Raw genomic sequence first — 18,545 nt, 5'->3', positions numbered from 1 at the left:
GATTAATCACAAGAATTAGCATCAATGCCTACTTTCTTTAATGATTTTTTAACCCCTTCTAACTCAATACCAAGATCTTGAGCCGCGCTTAATACACCGCATCCGCCTTCAGCAAAAGTTGTGTAAGGTGTCCAATAATCCATGTTCGCTTTAACCATCACATCGAAAGCTTTACGAGCATCAAAGCCTGGAAGATTAGCTATGAGATAATATAATCGATTAAATACACCACTTGAATAGTGAACATCTAAACCACCATAATAATCATCGGCTGTGTCAATAGAAGTACCATCTCGACTTGGTTCATCCATGAAGCGTAATGCCTCATAGCCACTGCCTTCTTTCATAATCTCTGCACCAATTTGCCAGCTTGCTTTTCCTACTGAATAAAATTCAGCAGCTTGAGCTGCCATGTCAGAAAAGGATTCATTCATACCGCCTGACTGGCCATAATATTCTAGATTAGAATGCTGTTCAGTAAAACCATGGCTAATTTCATGAGCACCAACGCCAAGTGAGACAAGCGGATACATCATATCTTCGCCATCACCAAAGGTCATTTGGCGGCCGTCCCAATAAGCATTTTCATAGCCATTACCATAATGAACACGCATGACTAATTGCATTGGTGAACCATCAGATTTAGAAAGTGCGTTAATGCCATACCAGTCTTTATACATATGGTTAATTACATAACCTGCATAGTGAGCATCATTGGTAGGAGAATAAGCACCGTTTTCTTTATCGTAGCCATCCGCTTTATAGCCTGTCCAGTAGATACCATCTTCACCTACTGTGTCTTTGCAATCAAATGCCATAGGGTTATTTCTAGAAGAATAACGATGTTCCATATCTACTACACGTACGCCATCATTTTCCATATAACATTTAGCAGAATCTGCATCACGTGTTAATTCAAGATAAGCTAATTCATCACCATATGAAAAACGACCTACTTTCTTATTACCACCATAACCTTTACCCTTTACTGCGGAACGCTCAGTTTTTACATCATTCCACTGAATAAAAGGTCGGTAAGTTGCGGCATCAATTATAGCAGTTGGTCTCTCAGGAATTTTATCTTGATAAGTAACAAATACGCTAACTCTATAAGCCCAATGCGCTTTTGAATCCTTGTCAATGTAAACGACTGGTTTAACTGTTTCTTCACTTACTAAGTGATTAGCAAACTGCGCTTTAAACTGCTGTAATGCATTTTTGGCATTTTTCACAAAAGTTGGTGATGGTTTACCTAGATCGCCTTGTAAACCTCGATAAACAATACCATTCATTTTTACATCAGTATTATTTCCGCTTGCTAGAATCGACTGGGCTGTCTGTGGGGCATGGATAATCGCATAACCACCAATCACTACGAACCCTTCATATTGTTGCTGCAAACGAATATGACTAATTTTATTTTTATCTGTATGCTGCTTAATAAAATTCAAGCTATTAGTACTAAACAGTGTCATCTCTGATGATATATTAAGAGTAAATTGTTTCTTAATAGTATCTAGAGAAGCCTTATTTAAAGAAACAGATTCGGCTGCTTGAACAGAAGAAACTACACTAAGCGCTAAGCAAGCTGCTGCAACAGGTGATAAATAAAAATTTGAGTGCATTAATCTTAACTCCTTCAGTTAATACACATGAAGCAAATCCATTTAGAATGCTCACGTCGTTAATCTAATCCATGTGCGCATAACTAATCCTCCATTTAAAACAAAGTCCTTTGATTGTTGTACTATTCCTTTTTACCGCTAGAGATAATAGGTACAACAAAATAAGCTTACTTTTTTATTAAAATGGTTGATTCATAACATCCTAGCTATGAACAAGCATGGTAACAAAAGCAATTATTGAGTGCCTATTTTAATTGCATCGTAGAATTTAAGACTAAGAGGTTGGCCTTACTCTCGAATTCAAGGACGTAATTCTAACAGGTAACAATCAAACTACCATAATTTTTTAAATTTTAAAATCAGTAACTTAATTTTCAGGCTATTAGGTATTCAGTCTGCTTTTTTGTTAACAACACAAGAATCAAATATTTAATGGAACAAAAGTTAGAAAAAATACAAATAAATATTTTCGATTATTTTAAAATTTTCGAAAATCATGCATAATTGAGTTTTATTAATTTTACCAGGCCAGATGATGCTAAATAAATTAAGAAAACAAACTAAAGCATCGCAAATTACAGAGAAGTTACGTCAAGACATACTGAGGGGTTATTTTGCGCCAGGCACTAAATTACAGTTAGAGAACTTAAAACAAAAATATGGTGTTGGCTTTAGCCCACTGCGAGAGGCACTATCTCGCTTAATAACAAATGGACTCGTTCATTTTAAAGAACAGTGCGGCTTTTGTGTACCAACTCTCTCCTTAGACGAGTTATATGATATTTACACAAACAGAATGCGTATTGAAAACATAGCATTAGAGTTAGCCATTGAAAATGGTGATGACCATTGGGAAGCAGAAATCATAGCTTGCTGGTATCGATATTCAAAATTTATGAAAACCAATGATACTCTCGATTCGTATACCTGGCATGCTATGGAAAAAGAATTTAGCTCTACATTGATTAAGGCATGCAAATCACCTTGGTTACTTAAAATGAAGGATATTCTTTATGAAAATGCTGCTCGTTATCATTTTTTGTGCTTAAGCCGTCATAATACTAACCGAGAAACTATTCTTGCATACATTCATGACTGTCAGGATTTGGTGAATGCTGTCATTGCTAGGGATAAAATAAAATCCCTAGAAATTTCAAATAGAGCTTGGCAATCTTCTATTCAAATTATGTCTACTGAATTAAAAAAACATATCCATTTATTGCCTCATAAACCATTCGTTAATTCATTGCAAAATATGGACTAAAACTTAATAAATAAATCGAAGTTAAAGGGATGTAAACGATGTTAAATCAAAAAAAATATTTATTAATACCTGCTTTTCCTACACCCAATGGCAGATTACACCTAGGCCATATCGGTGGCCCTTATTTAAGTGCGGATATTCTTGCTCGGCATCTACGTATATCGGGTCATCAAGCCACAATACTAACCGGAACTGATGATTTTGAATCGTATGTTATGCTGCAAGCGGCTAAAAAACTGACAACACCAGAATACATTTGTAGTTTTTATAATCCCCTAATTGCTGCAGATTTAAAGGCAATGGATATTGAAATTGCCCATTTTGTACAACCTAGCCATCCCCTATTGATGCAAACGTATCTTCGATGGCATGAAATAATTTTCCAGACATTGCAAAATAAGAATGCTTGCCAAAAATTAAAAGAGAATATGATTTGGGATAGCATTAATCAACGCTTTAAAGTTGGTTGTTGGCAAATCGGATTTTGCCCATCATGCAAAGAAAAAACAGAAAGCTATTTTTGTGAGGCCTGTGGGACTCATTATCGTCCAGAAGAAATTATTCAACAAAATAACCAAGAACTTATTAAGCAAGTAGAAAATATTTTTCTTTGTTTAAAATCACCGCCACCTTTAAAAAATAAAGGAATTAACTTAAAGCTTGAGCAGCTTTATCATCAATTTTTACATAAGCAGAATTACTTGTTCCGATTAACCACGCAAGCTGCATGGGGATTAAAGTGTAATCAGAGCAGTACTTTTTTTAGTTATGGTTTTGTATTTGCTTACGCTTTAATGTTAGGAGAATTGCAGGGGAAAATTGAAGGTAATAACCTTAATGCGTTCGCTATTGACTCTTCCACTATTACTATTGCTAGCTTTGGTCATGATAATTTTATACCATTTATTAGTAGTATCTTAGGTATCAGCTCCTATCTTCCTGAGTATAAGCCTTTTGATTTCTATTTGATAAATTATTTTTTTAATTTAAATGGCTTAAAATTTTCTACCAGTCGTCGTCATGCTATCTGGGTAGATGATGTTATTAATCATCAGCAACTTTCTAGTGATATTATTAGGCTTTATTTAGCATCGATAGATATACATACAAGTTCAGGCAACTTTTCTTCACAAGACTTTTCAATTTTTTATAATCAAACACTTGATTGGCAAAACCAATTAGTTCTTAAAATGCAAGCAATGCTACCAGATTCACAACCTAATTCTTGTGATTCAGATTTAAAAGATCACTTACAAAAGCTTTTAGATGTAAATAAACAAGTTTTACAACCTAATCATTTTTTTCCTCATCAAGCAATTAAAAATATTAGCTTATGGTTAAAACTTGCTAATCAATTACCTCCTTATGCCTCTTCTAATTTTTGGTGGCTACAAGCTTTTTCTCTTTTCATATCACCTTTTATGCCAAAACTAGGTCAGGGGCTTTGGCAAGCACTTGGCTATCCAAATCAGCCGTCTATTCATCAATTATTCACTAAACCCTCACTACCTTTTCATAGAAAATTAACTATTAATCAAACGCCCCTTACCGCAGATTCGATCATTCATTAACAGGAGATAATATGATTAAAGGAAATCAAACGTCTGTAGTAGATTTATTAGGCGTAGGTATAGGCCCCTTTAACTTAAGTCTAGCCGCACTTTTATCCCCAATAAAATCATTAAAAAGTTATTTCTTTGATCAAAATCCAGCGTTTATTTGGCACCCAGGTATGCTCATTAAAGAGGCCGAAATTCAAGTAAGTTATTTAAAAGATTTAGTGACCTTAGTTGATCCAACTAATCCTTACTCTTTTATTTCCTATTTAGCTAAACATAAACGCCTGTATCGATTTATGAATGCGCAATTTAGTCATGTTTTCAGAATGGAATTTAATCATTATCTAAATTGGGTTAGCCGCTCGCTACCTAATCTAATATTTAAAGAACAAGTTGAAGATATTCAATTTACGAAAGCATTGTTTACTATGCGAACATCAAAAAGAATCATTCAATCTCAGCATTTAGTATTAGGAAATGGTTTATCTGCTCATATTCCGGATGCAGCAAAGAATTATTTAAGTCATTCTGTTTTTCATAATAAAGACTTTTTAAAATATAAACATAACCTACAAGGGAAAAAAGTTGCAATCATCGGAGGTGGGCAAAGTGGCGCTGAAATAATCCATGATATTTTATCAGATACCTCAAATTTACCTCAGAAATTAATTTGGATAACACGGCGCAATCTGTTTGCCCCACTTGATGATTCAACGTTTACTAATGATTTATTTACTCCTTCTTTTAATCATTATTTTTTTAATTTGTCCGAAGAACAAAAAATTTCTTTTCTCAATCAACATAAACTCGTAAGCGATGGCATCTCTTTAAGCCTTTTAAATTCAATTTATCGTAAGATGTATATTTTAGAATTTTTAGAAAATAAGGGACGTTTCTATAAACTAATTTTTAATCATGAACTCAAAAAAATTACCAAAAGCAGTAACGGTTACAATTTAGCTATTCAGGAATTTCATTCCAAATACGCTCAAGTCATTTCAGCAGATATTATTATTTTATGTACGGGTTATAAATGGGCATATCCCTCCTATTTAGAATCACTTGCAGACCGAATTCCTTTGCAAAACGACCATTATATCGTTAATCAAGACTTCTCCCTTCAATGGGATGGGCCAAAATCCAACCGAATTTATGTACAAAATGCATCTCGACATATGCATGGGTTAGCTGATCCTAATTTCTGTTTGATGGCATGGCGAAGCGCAACCATTATTAACAGTATCAGTGAAAAAGAAATCTACGATTTATCGTCTGAAAATTGCGTCTTTGATATTAATTCGGCCAATAAATTTTATGAGGAAAATAATCATGTTAGCTATGTATAACCCAAAATTAAGCTTTAAAAAAGTCGAAACAGTTAATAATGATTTACAAATTTATCCTATCCAATTTAATGCCAAACCTCCTTTCGAAGCGACTTTTTTTCACTTGCAGCCTGGTGGAGAAACGCCCCTAGATTGTCATATTGAAAATGAGTGCTGGCTTGTCTTACAAGGTAGTGGCATTTTAACGTACGCAGGTACGCCTTATCCTTTGTCTGAGCAAGATATGTTTTATTTTGATTCTTACAAAAAACATCAGTTATTTAATAACTCTCAAAATATACTCATTATTTGTTCCTGGTTTTGGCTACCTTCATAGATTAAAATTTGTAAATGTTATACCGTTTACCTAGAATATCTGCAAAACGGAAATAAATTAATAAGAAATCTTAGACTCTTTATGCTTGTTTTTAGTACAATAAAATCTTTCATTTGCAGATATAGCGCAATATTAGGTTCAAATCACATACAACAACCAAACTGTATGTACCTTTATCATTATAGGAACTTAATAAAAAGCGCTAGAACTAGCCAAGTTAAGTTACTTAAATTATGAGTACTATTACACAAAATATTAATGAAGCAATTACTGAACTAAACGTAGGGAATCTGGTCGCCATACCAACTGAAACCGTTTATGGTTTAGCAGGTAATGCGGAAGATGAAGAAGCTATCTTAAAAATTTTTGCTCTCAAAAACCGACCTATTAATCATCCGTTAATTATGCATGTGGCTAAAGACTGTGATTTAACTAGATGGGTTACCTCTATACCCCCGTATGCTCAAAAATTAATTGATACTTTTTGGCCAGGTCCTTTAACCATTGTCTTTAATTGCCAACCGAATATGGTTAACCCTTTAGTTACAGGCGGCCAAAATACGGTTGCTATCCGCTGTCCTAAACATCCAGTTGCCCAATCATTACTGCAAGCTTTAAATTTTCCTCTAGTGGCTCCTTCAGCAAACCCCTTTGGCAAGATTAGCCCTACCACAGCGTTGCATGTGCAACAAAGTTTTAGTAATCAACCATTATTAATATTAGATGGAGGGCGCTGTGAAATAGGCATTGAATCAACTATTATTGATGCTACCTCACCTATTCACTATCAAGTATTAAGACATGGCTTAATCGATGAGCAATCTATTCAAACGACTATAGCAATAGAAACAGCAAAAAATGAGAGCAACATACGTGTATCTGGCCGCTTATTGACCCATTATCAACCCGAAAAACCACTTTATTGCTTTAGGACGGCTAAAGAGTTAAATCGCTTATTAGATTTATATCCTAATGCCTATATTTTTTCATTTAGCAAAAAATTAAATTTAAATAAAAACCTTTATTATCAATTTTCATTAAACTCGCGTGAAGTTGCTTACGAGCTTTATTATCAGCTTCGTCAGGCAGATAACTCATCTGCCTCTACCATTCTTGTCGAGCTTCCTCCACTAGGAAAGAGTTGGGCAGGCATTACAGAACGCCTATTAAAAATGGTTAATCACTCAGTGAATGGCTTAAAAATTGAATAATTTACCTACATTAACGAAAATAAATGGTAAAATAGTAAATATATAGATTAAATGGAATAGCAATGACTGAATTACAGAAACCTTATAAAAAATTATATCGCTCACGTACTGACAAAAAGATTGCTGGTGTTTGTGGTGGGTTAGCAGCTTATTTTAATATGGATCCCCTGTGGGTAAGGCTATTGTTTGTCCTCTTTTTTCTGGTGGGTGGGTCTGCGTTTTTAGTCTATATTATTTTATGGCTTCTTATGCCGCTTGAACCAACCATATTGCCTCCCACTGGAGATTGGAAGCCTTAAATTAATTTTGCTAACAAAGGCAAATTATCTAAAAAATACAGTTATTAGCCGCTTTTCTAAATTATTAGACCAGGATAGCTTGTTTATCTTTTCTAGCTACCTTGGTCAAGTAGAGTTCATATATTCTTTTCCCCGGGCTAGATTACTTCAACTCAAAATTTATTCCAACAAAACTTAATTTACAATTTGAAGTGAATTTATGCTTTATATCTTTGGCAATAAAGTAGGTTGCCAAATAAATTTTTCTAAAACCTGGTAACAATTATGCTTTGATCTTGCCGATATCATCTTAGTTCTAGACATTAGCTTTAACTTCAGGCAGAATCGCAAAAATGTTGTTTATTTCACCCAAAATGAAAAAAATTTTAGTTTTACATGGACCAAATTTAAACAGACTAGGTACACGTGAACCTTCTGTATACGGTTCAACAAATCTGGCAGATATTAATAATAGTTTGCGCAAACTAGCAACAGATAAGGGCTGGGATTTAAGTTGTTTTCAAAGCAATAGCGAAGCAGCATTAATTGATGCTATCCATCAAGCTGCTGATGCTAGTATTGATTACATCATTATTAATCCTGCTGCTTTTACCCATACGAGTGTTGCGCTTCGCGATGCATTAAGTGCCGTGGCTATACCTTTCTTTGAAGTACATATTTCCAATATTTATGCGCGTGAGCCCTTTAGACATTTTTCTTATTTGTCTGATATTGCTCAAGGTGTCATAACAGGATTTGGTGTTAGAGGCTATCGATTAGCCCTACAAGCCATTTTAGAAGAATCTAATTGAGAGAGAGCTATATTAATGGATATCCGCAAAATCAAAAAACTTATTGAATTGTTGGAAGAAACAGGTATTTCAGAAATAGAAATCAAGGAAGGTGAAGAGTCCGTTCGTCTAAGTCGTTATAGCTATCCTCCCACTGAGATAGCGCCACCTCGCTACATTACGGCCCCCTCCCAGCCTAATTTGCCAACTCATATACCACCTCAAATTCAACCAACCACAGATATAACTGAAGTAAAAACCACAGAGAATTCAATATCAGGTCATCAAATTCGTTCTCCTATGGTTGGTACAATGTATACTTCCCCTTCACCTGATGCACCCGCTTTTGTAACTGTCGGCCAACAAGTCAAAGCAGGCGATACATTGTGTATTGTTGAAGCGATGAAAATGTTTAATGAAATTGAAGCTGATAGAGCAGGTAAAATTATCGATATCTGCGCAAACAATGGTGATCCGGTTGAATATGACCAAGTGTTATTTATTATTGAGTAAGGAAGTTGTGCATGCTTAACAAAATTGTGATTGCTAATCGTGGTGAAATCGCTTTACGTATTTTGCGTGCCTGTAAAGAGCTAGGTATACAAACAGTTGCTGTTCATTCAAGCGTCGATAAAGATTTATTACATGTACGACTGGCTGATGAAACAGTTTGTATTGGCCCTGCACCTTCTCAAAAAAGCTATTTAAATATTCCTGCTATTATTTCAGCTGCTGAAATAACGGATGCTGTTGCTATCCATCCTGGTTATGGCTTTTTATCAGAAAATGCTGATTTTGCCGATATTGTTGAGCAAAGCGGCTTTACCTTTATTGGCCCTCATAGTGACACCATTCGTTTAATGGGTGACAAAGTATCAGCCATTACTGCAATGAAAAAAGCTGGCGTTCCTTGTGTTCCAGGTTCAGATGGCCCACTCTCAGAAAATGATCAGGAAAATATAAAACTTGCTAGAGAAATTGGTTATCCAATTATCATTAAAGCGGCTGGCGGTGGTGGCGGCCGTGGTATGCGTGTTGTTCATAGTGAATCAAACTTACTAAATGCAATTGCTTTAACACGTAGTGAAGCTAAAGCCGCTTTTAATAATCCTACCGTATATATGGAAAAATTCTTAGAAAATCCACGCCATATTGAATTTCAAGTGTTAGGCGATGGCAAAGGAAAAGCTATACACCTAGGGGAGCGTGATTGCTCTATGCAAAGACGGCACCAAAAAGTAGTAGAAGAAGCGCCAGCACCTGGAATATCGCCAGAATTACGGAAAGAAATTGGAGATCGAGTAGTAAAGGCTTGTTCAGAATTAAAATATCGAGGTGCAGGAACGTTTGAATTTCTCTATCAAGATGGCTGCTTTTATTTCATCGAAATGAATACCCGTATTCAGGTAGAGCATCCTGTTACCGAGTTGATTACCGGTATTGATTTAATTAAAGAGCAAATTAAAATTGCCAGTGAAGTACCTTTCACATTAAAACAAGAAGATATTCAATTAACTGGTCATGCTATTGAATGTCGTATCAACGCAGAAGATCCACGCACATTCATGCCTTCGCCTGGCACTATTCGCTTATTACACCAGCCAGGTGGACCAGGTATTCGATTTGACTCTCATATTTATAGTAGCTATACCGTACCGCCTAATTACGATTCTATGATTGGTAAATTAATTAGTTATGGTAAAACACGTAAAGAAGCTATTGGTCGAATGCGTAATGCGTTAGATGAAATTATTATTGAAGGCATTAAAACCAATATTGAGTTGCATCAGCGAATTATGCATGATAAAAGCTTTGTCGAGGGTGGAACCAATATTCATTATTTAGAATCGATGTTAAAGGAATCTTAAACTGTGTGGTATCAGTTAGAAATTGAAGCATGTCGCCCTGATGAAGTTGAGAATTTAAGCGATATTCTTGAAACAAGTGGCGCGCTATCAATTACTTTAAGCGATAAAAATGATGACCCCGTTCTAGAGCCCCTACCAGGTGCAACACCTTTATGGCCCGAAGTAACAATAAAAGCACTCTTCCTATATGAAGAACTAGCTCAAGAAATTGCCCGTAATTTATCTAAGTTGTATACACATTTGCAGGTAACTATTTCTAAACTACCTGATCAGGATTGGGAAAGAGCCTGGATGGACGATTTTAAACCGCAATGCTTTGGTGACCGTTTATGGGTTTGCCCATCTTGGCTTACACCACCAAGCCCTAAAGAAATCAATTTAATCTTAGATCCAGGACTTGCCTTTGGTACAGGGACTCATCCTACTACGCAACTTTGCTTAACTTGGCTTGCTAAAGCAGACCTGTCCTCTAAAGTAATGATTGATTACGGCTGTGGTTCAGGGATCCTAGCTTTAGCTGCTTTAAAATTAGACGCTCAACTTGTCCATGCTGTTGACATTGACCCACAAGCATTACAAGCCACCCAAAGTAATGCTGAAGTTAATAAAATTAATGCACAACAATTAATTATAACTTCGCCTGATAAACTGACTGTTAAAGTTGATTTACTTATTGCCAATATTCTTTTAACACCTTTACTGCAATTAAAAGACAAATTTAAACAATTACTTAATAAACAAGGCATGTTGGTCGTTTCAGGTATTTTAAATGAACAAACAGCTAGCTTAATAGAGGCTTATCAATCTGATTTTGTTCATCAGCAAACGGATACTTTGGCAGATTGGTCATTACTTGTATTTACATGTCGTTAAATCAAAACATCTATACTCTTACCTACTCAGCTTTAGAAAAGGCAGCAATGGGTAAAGCTATATATTAAAAACTATATAATTGGAGAAGTACATGCTCCCTTTTAGCCCTAAAAGAGCGTTATTAAGTGTTTCTAATAAAAATGGCTTAATTGACATAGCCACTACACTTCATGAGCATAATATTGAATTAGTTGCCACAGGAAATACTGCCGCCTTATTACGTCAAGCGAAACTTCCTGTTACTGAAGTGAGTGATTGTACCCATTTTCCTGAAATATTAGATGGGCGTGTTAAAACACTGCATCCAGCTATTCATGCTGGTTTACTAGCGCGTGGAAAACAAGATCAGCATGTCTTAAAACAACATGCCATTAAGCCGTTTGATATTTTGATCGTTAATCTCTACCCTTTTGAACAAGTTATTAGTGATCCAGATTGTAAATTTTCTGAAGCAATTGAAAATATTGATATCGGCGGTCCTGCTATGGTTCGAGCAGCAGCAAAGAACCATGCCCATCTTATAGTTGTTGTTAACCCTCACGATTATCAAGAATTAGCAGAATATATTAATTTAAAGAAAATGCCTAAAGACTGGCGCTTTAACCTGGCAAAAAAAGCATTTGCACATACGGCTGCTTATGATGCGGCTATTTCCAATTATCTCAATGCTTTAAATGACGAAAAAACGCCTAGTGGTTTTCCTACTACGCTAACTTGCCAATTTAACAAACAATATGATTTGCGTTATGGAGAAAATCCTCATCAACAAGCTATTTTTTATACAGATAAAAATGCACTACCAGGCTCTCTCGCTCTTGCTAAGGTTATTCAAGGCAAAGCACTTTCTTACAATAACTTATTGGATGCTGATGCAGCGCTAGATTGTGTACGCGCTTTCGCATCAACTACTGCGGCCTGCGTTATTGTTAAACATGGTAATCCATGTGGTATCGCTTTAGCAAGCAATCAACTTCAAGCTTATCAACGCGCCTATCAAACTGATCCTGTGTCAAGTTACGGCGGTATTTTAGCCTTTAATCATTGTCTAGAAGAAGACACGGCAAGCACCTTATTGGCAACTCAATTTGCTGAAGTGATTATTGCGCCAATTATTAGTGATGCTGCGAGAAAAGTTTTAGCAACTAAACCCAATATTCGAGTTTTAGAAACCGGCAATTTACCTGTAAATGATCAATTCAAACTTGATATGCGACATATTGACGGCGGATTCTTAGTTCAAGAACATGATAATTTTCCTATTGATATCAATAAGTTTATGATCGTTACTGAGAAAAGGCCTACAAAAGAGCAGCAGCAAGATTTACTCTTTGCCTGGCAAGCTGTTAAATATGTCAAGTCAAATGCCATTGTACTAGCTAAGGACTTAGCAACTATTGGGATAGGCGCAGGACAAACAAGTCGTGTAATGAGTACCCGTATTGCATTATGGCAAGCAGAGCAAGCAGGCTTCTCTAGTCAAGGTTCAATTTTAGCATCTGATGCTTTTTTCCCTTTTCCTGACAGTATTGAGCTAATTGCCAAAGCTGGCATTACGGCAATTATTCAACCAGGTGGTTCAATCCGCGATGGACAAATTATAGCAGCCGCTAATGCAGCCAATATTGCTATGATATTTACCGGAGTGAGACATTTTAAGCATTAAAGTTAAATTTTTATTGTAGTAAGCAGCGAACCTCATTGAGCAAAAAAAATTATTAAACTTATTGACTAATGAATAAGCACGAAGAATAATCATTGGTCACTAAATTTAATCATTTAATTTTTGTGTCATTTGCAAATGTAATTTAGATTACGAAGAGGTTCATAATGCTTACAGAAACAGAAATTCAGCAACTTATCGCAATCTGTCAATTAATTGGTAAACTTGGCCTTAATAATGGAGTATGTGCTCAAATACCTAAATTAGTTATTGATATACTACAACCGCCTAAGGATTTTACAGGAGCTTGTAAAAATCCAGCTATTTTTATTAATAAAAATACTTATCAGCTTTTAAGTAGACATCATCCAAACTGGATAATGAATCAAACCATTGCTATTAAACAAAGTTTCTTAAGTCAACCTAGGATTGAAATTATCGGCGCTATTATTCATGAAGTGGGGCACGCCTTTAATGTTGCAGCAAATATAAAAAATACTGAAACTAATGCTTATATATTTGAGATTGAAGCTTTAGATAAATTGTTTACCTCAAAATTAGAACTTGTTGATCCAATTTCTAAAAAAGAGCTAAAAAACTATTTTGAATCTCGACTTCCTTATTATAAAAAAGCGTTATCTACAGACATCTATCTTGCCAAATTAGTTGAAAAGACTTGTAAACAATTTAATTTTAATCCTAATTTTTATGTATTACCTATATTTAAGTCAGGGCCAAATGATTTTAGTCGGCACATGTTTTTTGAAAGTAAATATAAAGTAGAAAATGAAATTGTAATATCAAGTCAAAGTCTATCTAACTAAATTTTTAGGTAAGGGGGGTTGATCCTAGTCTTACTTTTTAGAGGATAAAGAGCTTTAAATTTGCAGCAAAATAAGTTCGAGCATAGCTTCCCATAAAGGAACCAAACGCATTTCGACTGTAGCCATAAACTAAATTAAGTCGTAGATTATCTGTTAATGCACCGGTTAAGTTTATATCATAAGAAAGTACAGGTGCCTTACTTTCTTGATCGAATGGCGTTGGCAATATAGTTTGATCACCCACCCCGCCTTCAGCATAAATAGCCCAAGTTGCCGTAAAACGTCTTTTAAGAATAACATTAATTGTTTTTTCTTCTAATTTAGCAGGACTAAAATAATTACCATTACTATAAAGAGAATTACGATAACCTCGATAACGTAATTCAACAAATAGTGCAAGTTGACGGATAAGCTGATAGCTAAATGCCATTGATTTACCATTACGTCTATTACCATCAGTGAAACGGTTATGAAAAAAAGCAAAACGGGTATAAAGTCGAGTTATGGGATGAAAAATGAATCCGCCTTCTGTTGTATTGATAAGAATGCCTTCTTGCAGAGCCGGAATTGCTTCAACAACTTCTTGACTATTGTAAGTATTAAATACTAAATAATCATTAGGATGATAAAATAATCCGGCCCGCCATAACATAGGTCGCCATGGTGATTGATCTAGAGGGTATCCATAGCGAAGCTCGGCCGCGGTTGCTGTAAAATCTAAATCTAGATCGTCTTCAATATTTGTAAATATTTGACGAATAGAGAAATAATTCATTTTAATTTTGTATTGAGGATCGGTATAAAAATTCTGGCCTACAACGGAAATTGTATTTGAATTGATACCAAAAGTTCTGTAACTATAATCCGCAGATTGTCGCGTTATTACAAAGTCGTCTGTATCTTTAACAGTATAATAATTAGTGCCGAGCGCTGCAGTAGAAGTTTCTTGTAATAAGAGCCAATTAATTTCTCTTATTTGCCGTTGGAGAAAATGTCCAGGAGGAATTTTTTGTAACGTTTTGAGATTTCCTAACCAAATAGCCTGAGCTTTATAAGCTAAGCCCGAATACAGAGCAGCTCTAGTAGCAGCAATAACACTCATAGGATAATTAAAACTAGGTGTGTTCTCTACTAATGTTAGTGCTTTACGGGGAAAATCTAAGTTAGTAATGGAAATAACCAAGCCAGTAGTTACGATCTCTTTATCATCTTTTGTTAAGGAGAAGGTTGATAATTCTCTATAAGCGGCTAGCCCTTTTTCATATTCTTCAAGCCATAATGTCGTTTTACCAATACCAAAAAGTGCAGCTTTTCTTTCTTCTTGGTTTGTTGCCTTCTTATAAGCAGCTATATAGTAATCTTCTGAGTTACGGGGATCCTCAAGTAAAAATAATACATCACCGGCAGTTAAATAATAAAGGTAAGATGTTTTATTCGGGTATTTAAGTAAAAGAGCTAAAGCCTCTCGCGGTTTTTCCTTTTTAAGGGCTAGTCGAATTCGTTCCATCGCTAAATCAGTAGGATTTTTACCAACACGACTTGCTTTTTTAAGTCTAGATTTTATAGTTAATTCAATAATTTCCTTTTTATCTTTTGGTGTTAATGGTAATGCATGTAACTCTTTTAAAGTATTTTCAGCAGCTTTTAAATTTAATAACCAATAGTGCATCTTAAGTATATTTAAGAGAGTTGCGATTTTTTGCTCATCATTTTCACTTAATTCAGAAGCAAGTTGAAAATGATTTAATGCTTCCTTTGGCTTTTCCATTATTGCCAAACTTTGTCCAGCCACAAATTGTAGGCGATAACTTTTATTATTTTTCTCTAATTCGTCTTTAATAATTGCGTAAGCAGCCTTACCTCGCCCTTGCTCAATAAAGGCAATGGCGCGCTGTAACTTTTCCCCTAGTAGTGACTCATTCATTTCATTTTTATCTGGATTCGTTCCAGGCGCTGCCTTTGAGTTACTAACTATCTTATCTAACTGCCTCCTTTCTTGCGCAGATAAATTTAATTTTTGCAGCTGATTTAAAGTTTGCTGTGCTGAATTATCTTTCAACCAATACTGCATTTTAAGGATATTCAAAAGAGTCGATACTCTTTGCTCTTCATTTTGGCTTAGTGATAAAGCTCGTTGAAAATACCTTAACGCTTCTTGTGGCCTTTCCATCATTGCCAAACTTTGTCCAGCCACAAATTGCAGACGATAACTTTTATCATTTTTTTCTAATTCATCTTTAATAATTGCATAAGCAGCCTTACCTTGCCCTCGCTCAATAAGAACAATAGCACGCTGTAACTTTTCCCCTAATAGTGTCTCATTAACCTCAGTTTTTGTATCATCTGTATTTAATCCAAGCACTATTGTTGAATTAGTAATTATTTTATCCAGCTGCTGTTTATCTTGCGTAGATAATGATAGTTTTTGTAATTGATTTAACGTCTGCTGCGCTGAATTACTCTTCAACCAATATTGCATTTTAAGTATATTTAAAAGCGTTGCTATTTTTTGTTCATTGGTCTGACTTAACGCTAGAGCGCGTTGAAAATGATCTAACGCTTCCGCTGGTTTTCCCATCATCGCTAAACTTTGTCCAGCCACAAATTGTAAACGATAACTACTTATATTTTTTTCTAACTCATCTTTGATAATTGTGTAAGCAGCCTTACCTTTCTCTCGTTTTATAAGCACTGTAGCTTTTTGTAACTTATCACCAAGTAAAACCTCTTGAGCTTCCTCAGCGCTTTTTTGTTCAAGAGCTTTAGGAGTAGCCACGGATTGTTCAATAATATTATTAAGCTGCTGTTTATTTTGCTCAGATAAAGGTAACTTTTGCAGTTCTACCAAAGATTTTTGGGCTGCTTGATTATCACCTAACCAGTATTGCATTTTAATTATATTTAAAAGTGCAGTATTATTCTCATCATTAGAAATGCTTAAATCAAGAGCCTGCTGAAAATGTATTAATGCTTCTTGAGGTTTATTCATTAAAGCTAAGCTTTGGCCAGCAATAATTTGTAAACGGTAATTATCTTTATTTTTTTCCAAATCATTTTTGATAAGATCAAAAGCTACTGTCCCTTTCCCTTGTTCAATAAAAGTAGCGGCTTGTTGTAGTTTCTTGCCCAATAAGATAGCTTGAGCTTTTTGTAAACCTTCTTCAGCAATGCCTCTATCTTCTGAGGATAAATTCATATTCAATAACAATTCATAATTTATAATAGCTTCTTGAACCTGATCTAAACTTATCTGCATACGGGCGATACGGAAGAGAGAAATGCGGGCCATGACTTCATTGTTGCTTAACTTCGCTTTATCAAGAGCAGATTTATAATAATATAGGGCCATCTGTAAATTATCTAACATGACATAAGTGTCGCCTAAAGTAATATCTACGTCTGGCTTTTTATTATTAACTTTTACTTCTTCCAAAAGCTTAATTGCTTCTTGATATCTTCGTTCTGCAATAAGCTTTTGTGCTAAGGAATATTTTTGCTCTATAGTATTATCTTCCGCAGCCCAAGTCGAAACGATGCCATTAACTGAGATAACAAATATTAAAAGGGCTAGAGTATAAAATATGCGCTTCATTTTGTTCCCCAGGTTTTTTTAATTCTTATTAATTCTGAAAAATAACCGTGAATAACCGCAGGGTTCATTAAAAATTGGTAAAACAAAAGATATAGAATAAAACCCATTATATTTTTTCTTACTCGTAATCCACTTAATTTAAACAAATCTTTTTGACCTATGAAAAAAATAAGATTGTTCAGAAGAGCTAGAGGGATAAGAGCTAATGTCATCGGGCCTGCAATAAAGTAATAACCAAATAATGCAGCTATTAAACCCGGAATAAAAACGAAAAAGAATATTGTATCAAAGAGAATAAAGCCTAAGTTCCAATAAACATAGAAAGTAGCTAAACGGGGTCTTATTAATGTTCTAATATGATGATAAAATGCTTCTATTAAGCCTCGAGCCCATCGACTTCGCTGATAAAAGAACTGACGATAGGTAGTGGGAACGCTCGTAAAACAAATAGCTTTCTCAGCAAAGTCAATACGATACCCCTTATTGAGTAATGCCCAAGTGAGTACAATATCTTCACCAACTAATAATGGCCAGCCACCTATTTCTTCTAGAGCAGTTTTTTTATAAATAGAAAATGCACCTTGAGCTACTAACGTGCCTTGCAAAAGACTTTGTGATCGTTTAATCACAGCGATTGCATGAAAATAATCCCATTCTTGGATTCTAGTCATTAATGTTTGGCGAGAATTTTTTACATAGACTGAGCCAGCACAAGCGATAGTTCCCTCAGGACCACTAAATAATTTATTCACAAGTTCTTTAATTGCATTAGGTAATAAATAAGTATCTGCATCTAAAGTAATTATCCAATCAAACTTAGCTTTGGTTAAACCTACATTTAAAGCAGCAGCCTTCCCATTATGTTGCGCTTGTATTATATGTATGTTTTCTAAACCAACCGTCTCTGCATATTTTATTGTTCTATCTTCCGAGCCATCGTCAATTAAAATAGTTTCTATATAATTGGGATAAACTTGGTTTTTAATTGCCATCAAAGTAGATTTTATTATTTCTTCTTCATTATAAGCGGCAATAAGAATTGTGAGGGGCGGATAATAATTATTAATTTTTTTACTTTCACGTTGATCCAAAAGATAACTTGTAAGCAAAAACATAAACATGAAACCAGGAATAAGAGCTATAGAAAAAACAATAATTAAAGATGGGATAATTGATATATATACAGCTAAATCTGCTATCCAGGGTAAGGACAACCAAAAACAAAGTATTAACCAGGCAAGAGCAATAATAAGACAGATTAAAAATTTTAATTTTACTGAAACATACATATAATTTAGCCTGTTATCCTTGGCATTAGATCCATTTAATTAACTTTAA

General features: G+C 34.9%; 15 protein-coding genes. 12 read left to right on the top strand and 3 right to left on the bottom strand.

Annotated elements, in window-relative coordinates; translation table 11 throughout:
* Nucleotides 1–2: 2 nt before the first annotated feature.
* Nucleotides 3–1,625: a zinc metalloprotease ProA gene (proA, locus tag DYH30_RS02955; protein ID WP_115330224.1), complete on the bottom strand. Its 1,623-nt coding sequence runs from the start codon at nucleotides 1,623–1,625 to the stop codon at nucleotides 3–5.
* A 535-nt stretch (nucleotides 1,626–2,160) separates the two neighbouring features.
* On the opposite strand from proA, the gene DYH30_RS02950 reads away from it, so the two are divergent.
* The 12 genes from DYH30_RS02950 (at nucleotide 2,161) to DYH30_RS02895 (ending at nucleotide 13,615) form a co-directional block, all read left to right on the top strand.
* Nucleotides 2,161–2,889 (top strand): GntR family transcriptional regulator, encoded by a 729-nt coding sequence (locus DYH30_RS02950; protein WP_242604713.1) that lies wholly within the window; start codon nucleotides 2,161–2,163, stop codon nucleotides 2,887–2,889.
* A gap of 38 nt (nucleotides 2,890–2,927) precedes the next feature.
* The gene (locus tag DYH30_RS02945; RefSeq protein WP_115330222.1) at nucleotides 2,928–4,460 is read left to right on the top strand and encodes a class I tRNA ligase family protein; all 1,533 of its coding nucleotides are present in this window, start codon (nucleotides 2,928–2,930) and stop codon (nucleotides 4,458–4,460) included.
* Between the two features lie 11 nt (nucleotides 4,461–4,471).
* Nucleotides 4,472–5,794 (top strand): lysine N(6)-hydroxylase/L-ornithine N(5)-oxygenase family protein, encoded by a 1,323-nt coding sequence (locus tag DYH30_RS02940; protein ID WP_115330221.1) that lies wholly within the window; start codon nucleotides 4,472–4,474, stop codon nucleotides 5,792–5,794.
* The gene (locus DYH30_RS02935) at nucleotides 5,778–6,110 is read left to right on the top strand and encodes a cupin domain-containing protein (protein WP_160116146.1); all 333 of its coding nucleotides are present in this window, start codon (nucleotides 5,778–5,780) and stop codon (nucleotides 6,108–6,110) included. Before DYH30_RS02940 ends, DYH30_RS02935 begins: the two co-directional genes overlap by 17 nt.
* 233 nt (nucleotides 6,111–6,343) lie before the next feature.
* Nucleotides 6,344–7,321: an L-threonylcarbamoyladenylate synthase gene (locus DYH30_RS02930; protein WP_115330219.1), complete on the top strand. Its 978-nt coding sequence runs from the start codon at nucleotides 6,344–6,346 to the stop codon at nucleotides 7,319–7,321.
* A 62-nt stretch (nucleotides 7,322–7,383) separates the two neighbouring features.
* Nucleotides 7,384–7,620, top strand: coding sequence for a PspC domain-containing protein (locus tag DYH30_RS02925; protein ID WP_115330218.1), 237 nt, complete (start codon nucleotides 7,384–7,386; stop codon nucleotides 7,618–7,620).
* 353 nt (nucleotides 7,621–7,973) lie between these two features.
* Entirely contained in the window at nucleotides 7,974–8,411 is a 438-nt protein-coding gene (gene aroQ, locus DYH30_RS02920; protein WP_115332476.1) for a type II 3-dehydroquinate dehydratase, read from the top strand.
* Between the two features lie 15 nt (nucleotides 8,412–8,426).
* Nucleotides 8,427–8,903, top strand: coding sequence for an acetyl-CoA carboxylase biotin carboxyl carrier protein (accB, locus tag DYH30_RS02915; protein ID WP_115330217.1), 477 nt, complete (start codon nucleotides 8,427–8,429; stop codon nucleotides 8,901–8,903).
* Between the two features lie 11 nt (nucleotides 8,904–8,914).
* On the top strand, nucleotides 8,915–10,258 hold the full coding sequence (accC, locus tag DYH30_RS02910) for an acetyl-CoA carboxylase biotin carboxylase subunit (RefSeq protein ID WP_115330216.1): 1,344 nt from the start codon (nucleotides 8,915–8,917) through the stop codon (nucleotides 10,256–10,258).
* A gap of 3 nt (nucleotides 10,259–10,261) precedes the next feature.
* Entirely contained in the window at nucleotides 10,262–11,131 is an 870-nt protein-coding gene (gene prmA / locus DYH30_RS02905) for a 50S ribosomal protein L11 methyltransferase (protein WP_115330215.1), read from the top strand.
* Between the two features lie 91 nt (nucleotides 11,132–11,222).
* Entirely contained in the window at nucleotides 11,223–12,794 is a 1,572-nt protein-coding gene (gene purH / locus DYH30_RS02900; RefSeq protein ID WP_115330214.1) for a bifunctional phosphoribosylaminoimidazolecarboxamide formyltransferase/IMP cyclohydrolase, read from the top strand.
* 164 nt (nucleotides 12,795–12,958) lie between these two features.
* Nucleotides 12,959–13,615, top strand: a complete 657-nt coding sequence (locus tag DYH30_RS02895; protein ID WP_115330213.1) for a hypothetical protein — start codon at nucleotides 12,959–12,961, stop codon at nucleotides 13,613–13,615.
* A gap of 37 nt (nucleotides 13,616–13,652) precedes the next feature.
* Here the strand turns inward: DYH30_RS02895 and DYH30_RS02890 are convergent, their stop codons facing one another.
* Together DYH30_RS02890 and DYH30_RS02885 are read right to left on the bottom strand one after the other, a co-directional pair.
* Nucleotides 13,653–17,207, bottom strand: a complete 3,555-nt coding sequence (locus DYH30_RS02890) for a hypothetical protein (RefSeq protein WP_115330212.1) — start codon at nucleotides 17,205–17,207, stop codon at nucleotides 13,653–13,655.
* A complete protein-coding gene (locus DYH30_RS02885; RefSeq protein WP_115330211.1) occupies nucleotides 17,204–18,496 on the bottom strand; it encodes a glycosyltransferase family 2 protein in 1,293 nt (430 codons plus the stop codon). Before DYH30_RS02885 ends, DYH30_RS02890 begins: the two co-directional genes overlap by 4 nt.
* Nucleotides 18,497–18,545 lie beyond the last annotated feature (49 nt).

The sequence above is a fragment of the Legionella busanensis genome, assembly GCF_900461525.1.
Classification (GTDB): domain Bacteria; phylum Pseudomonadota; class Gammaproteobacteria; order Legionellales; family Legionellaceae; genus Legionella_C; species Legionella_C busanensis.
Note: the sequence above shows the minus strand (reverse complement) of the source record. Positions and strands in the feature narration are given on the sequence as shown.

Bases quoted from the DNA above. Each gene is read 5' to 3' on its own strand.
- proA (WP_115330224.1), bottom strand. From the start codon at position 1,625: ATGCACTCAAATTTTTATTTATCACCTGTTGCAGCAGCTTGCTTAGCG.
- DYH30_RS02950 (WP_242604713.1), top strand. From the start codon at position 2,161: ATGCTAAATAAATTAAGAAAACAAACTAAAGCATCGCAAATTACAGAG.
- DYH30_RS02945 (WP_115330222.1), top strand. From the start codon at position 2,928: ATGTTAAATCAAAAAAAATATTTATTAATACCTGCTTTTCCTACACCC.
- DYH30_RS02940 (WP_115330221.1), top strand. From the start codon at position 4,472: ATGATTAAAGGAAATCAAACGTCTGTAGTAGATTTATTAGGCGTAGGT.
- DYH30_RS02935 (WP_160116146.1), top strand. From the start codon at position 5,778: ATGTTAGCTATGTATAACCCAAAATTAAGCTTTAAAAAAGTCGAAACA.
- DYH30_RS02930 (WP_115330219.1), top strand. From the start codon at position 6,344: ATGAGTACTATTACACAAAATATTAATGAAGCAATTACTGAACTAAAC.
- DYH30_RS02925 (WP_115330218.1), top strand. From the start codon at position 7,384: ATGACTGAATTACAGAAACCTTATAAAAAATTATATCGCTCACGTACT.
- aroQ (WP_115332476.1), top strand. From the start codon at position 7,974: ATGAAAAAAATTTTAGTTTTACATGGACCAAATTTAAACAGACTAGGT.
- accB (WP_115330217.1), top strand. From the start codon at position 8,427: ATGGATATCCGCAAAATCAAAAAACTTATTGAATTGTTGGAAGAAACA.
- accC (WP_115330216.1), top strand. From the start codon at position 8,915: ATGCTTAACAAAATTGTGATTGCTAATCGTGGTGAAATCGCTTTACGT.
- purH (WP_115330214.1), top strand. From the start codon at position 11,223: ATGCTCCCTTTTAGCCCTAAAAGAGCGTTATTAAGTGTTTCTAATAAA.
- DYH30_RS02895 (WP_115330213.1), top strand. From the start codon at position 12,959: ATGCTTACAGAAACAGAAATTCAGCAACTTATCGCAATCTGTCAATTA.
- DYH30_RS02890 (WP_115330212.1), bottom strand. From the start codon at position 17,207: ATGAAGCGCATATTTTATACTCTAGCCCTTTTAATATTTGTTATCTCA.
- DYH30_RS02885 (WP_115330211.1), bottom strand. From the start codon at position 18,496: ATGTATGTTTCAGTAAAATTAAAATTTTTAATCTGTCTTATTATTGCT.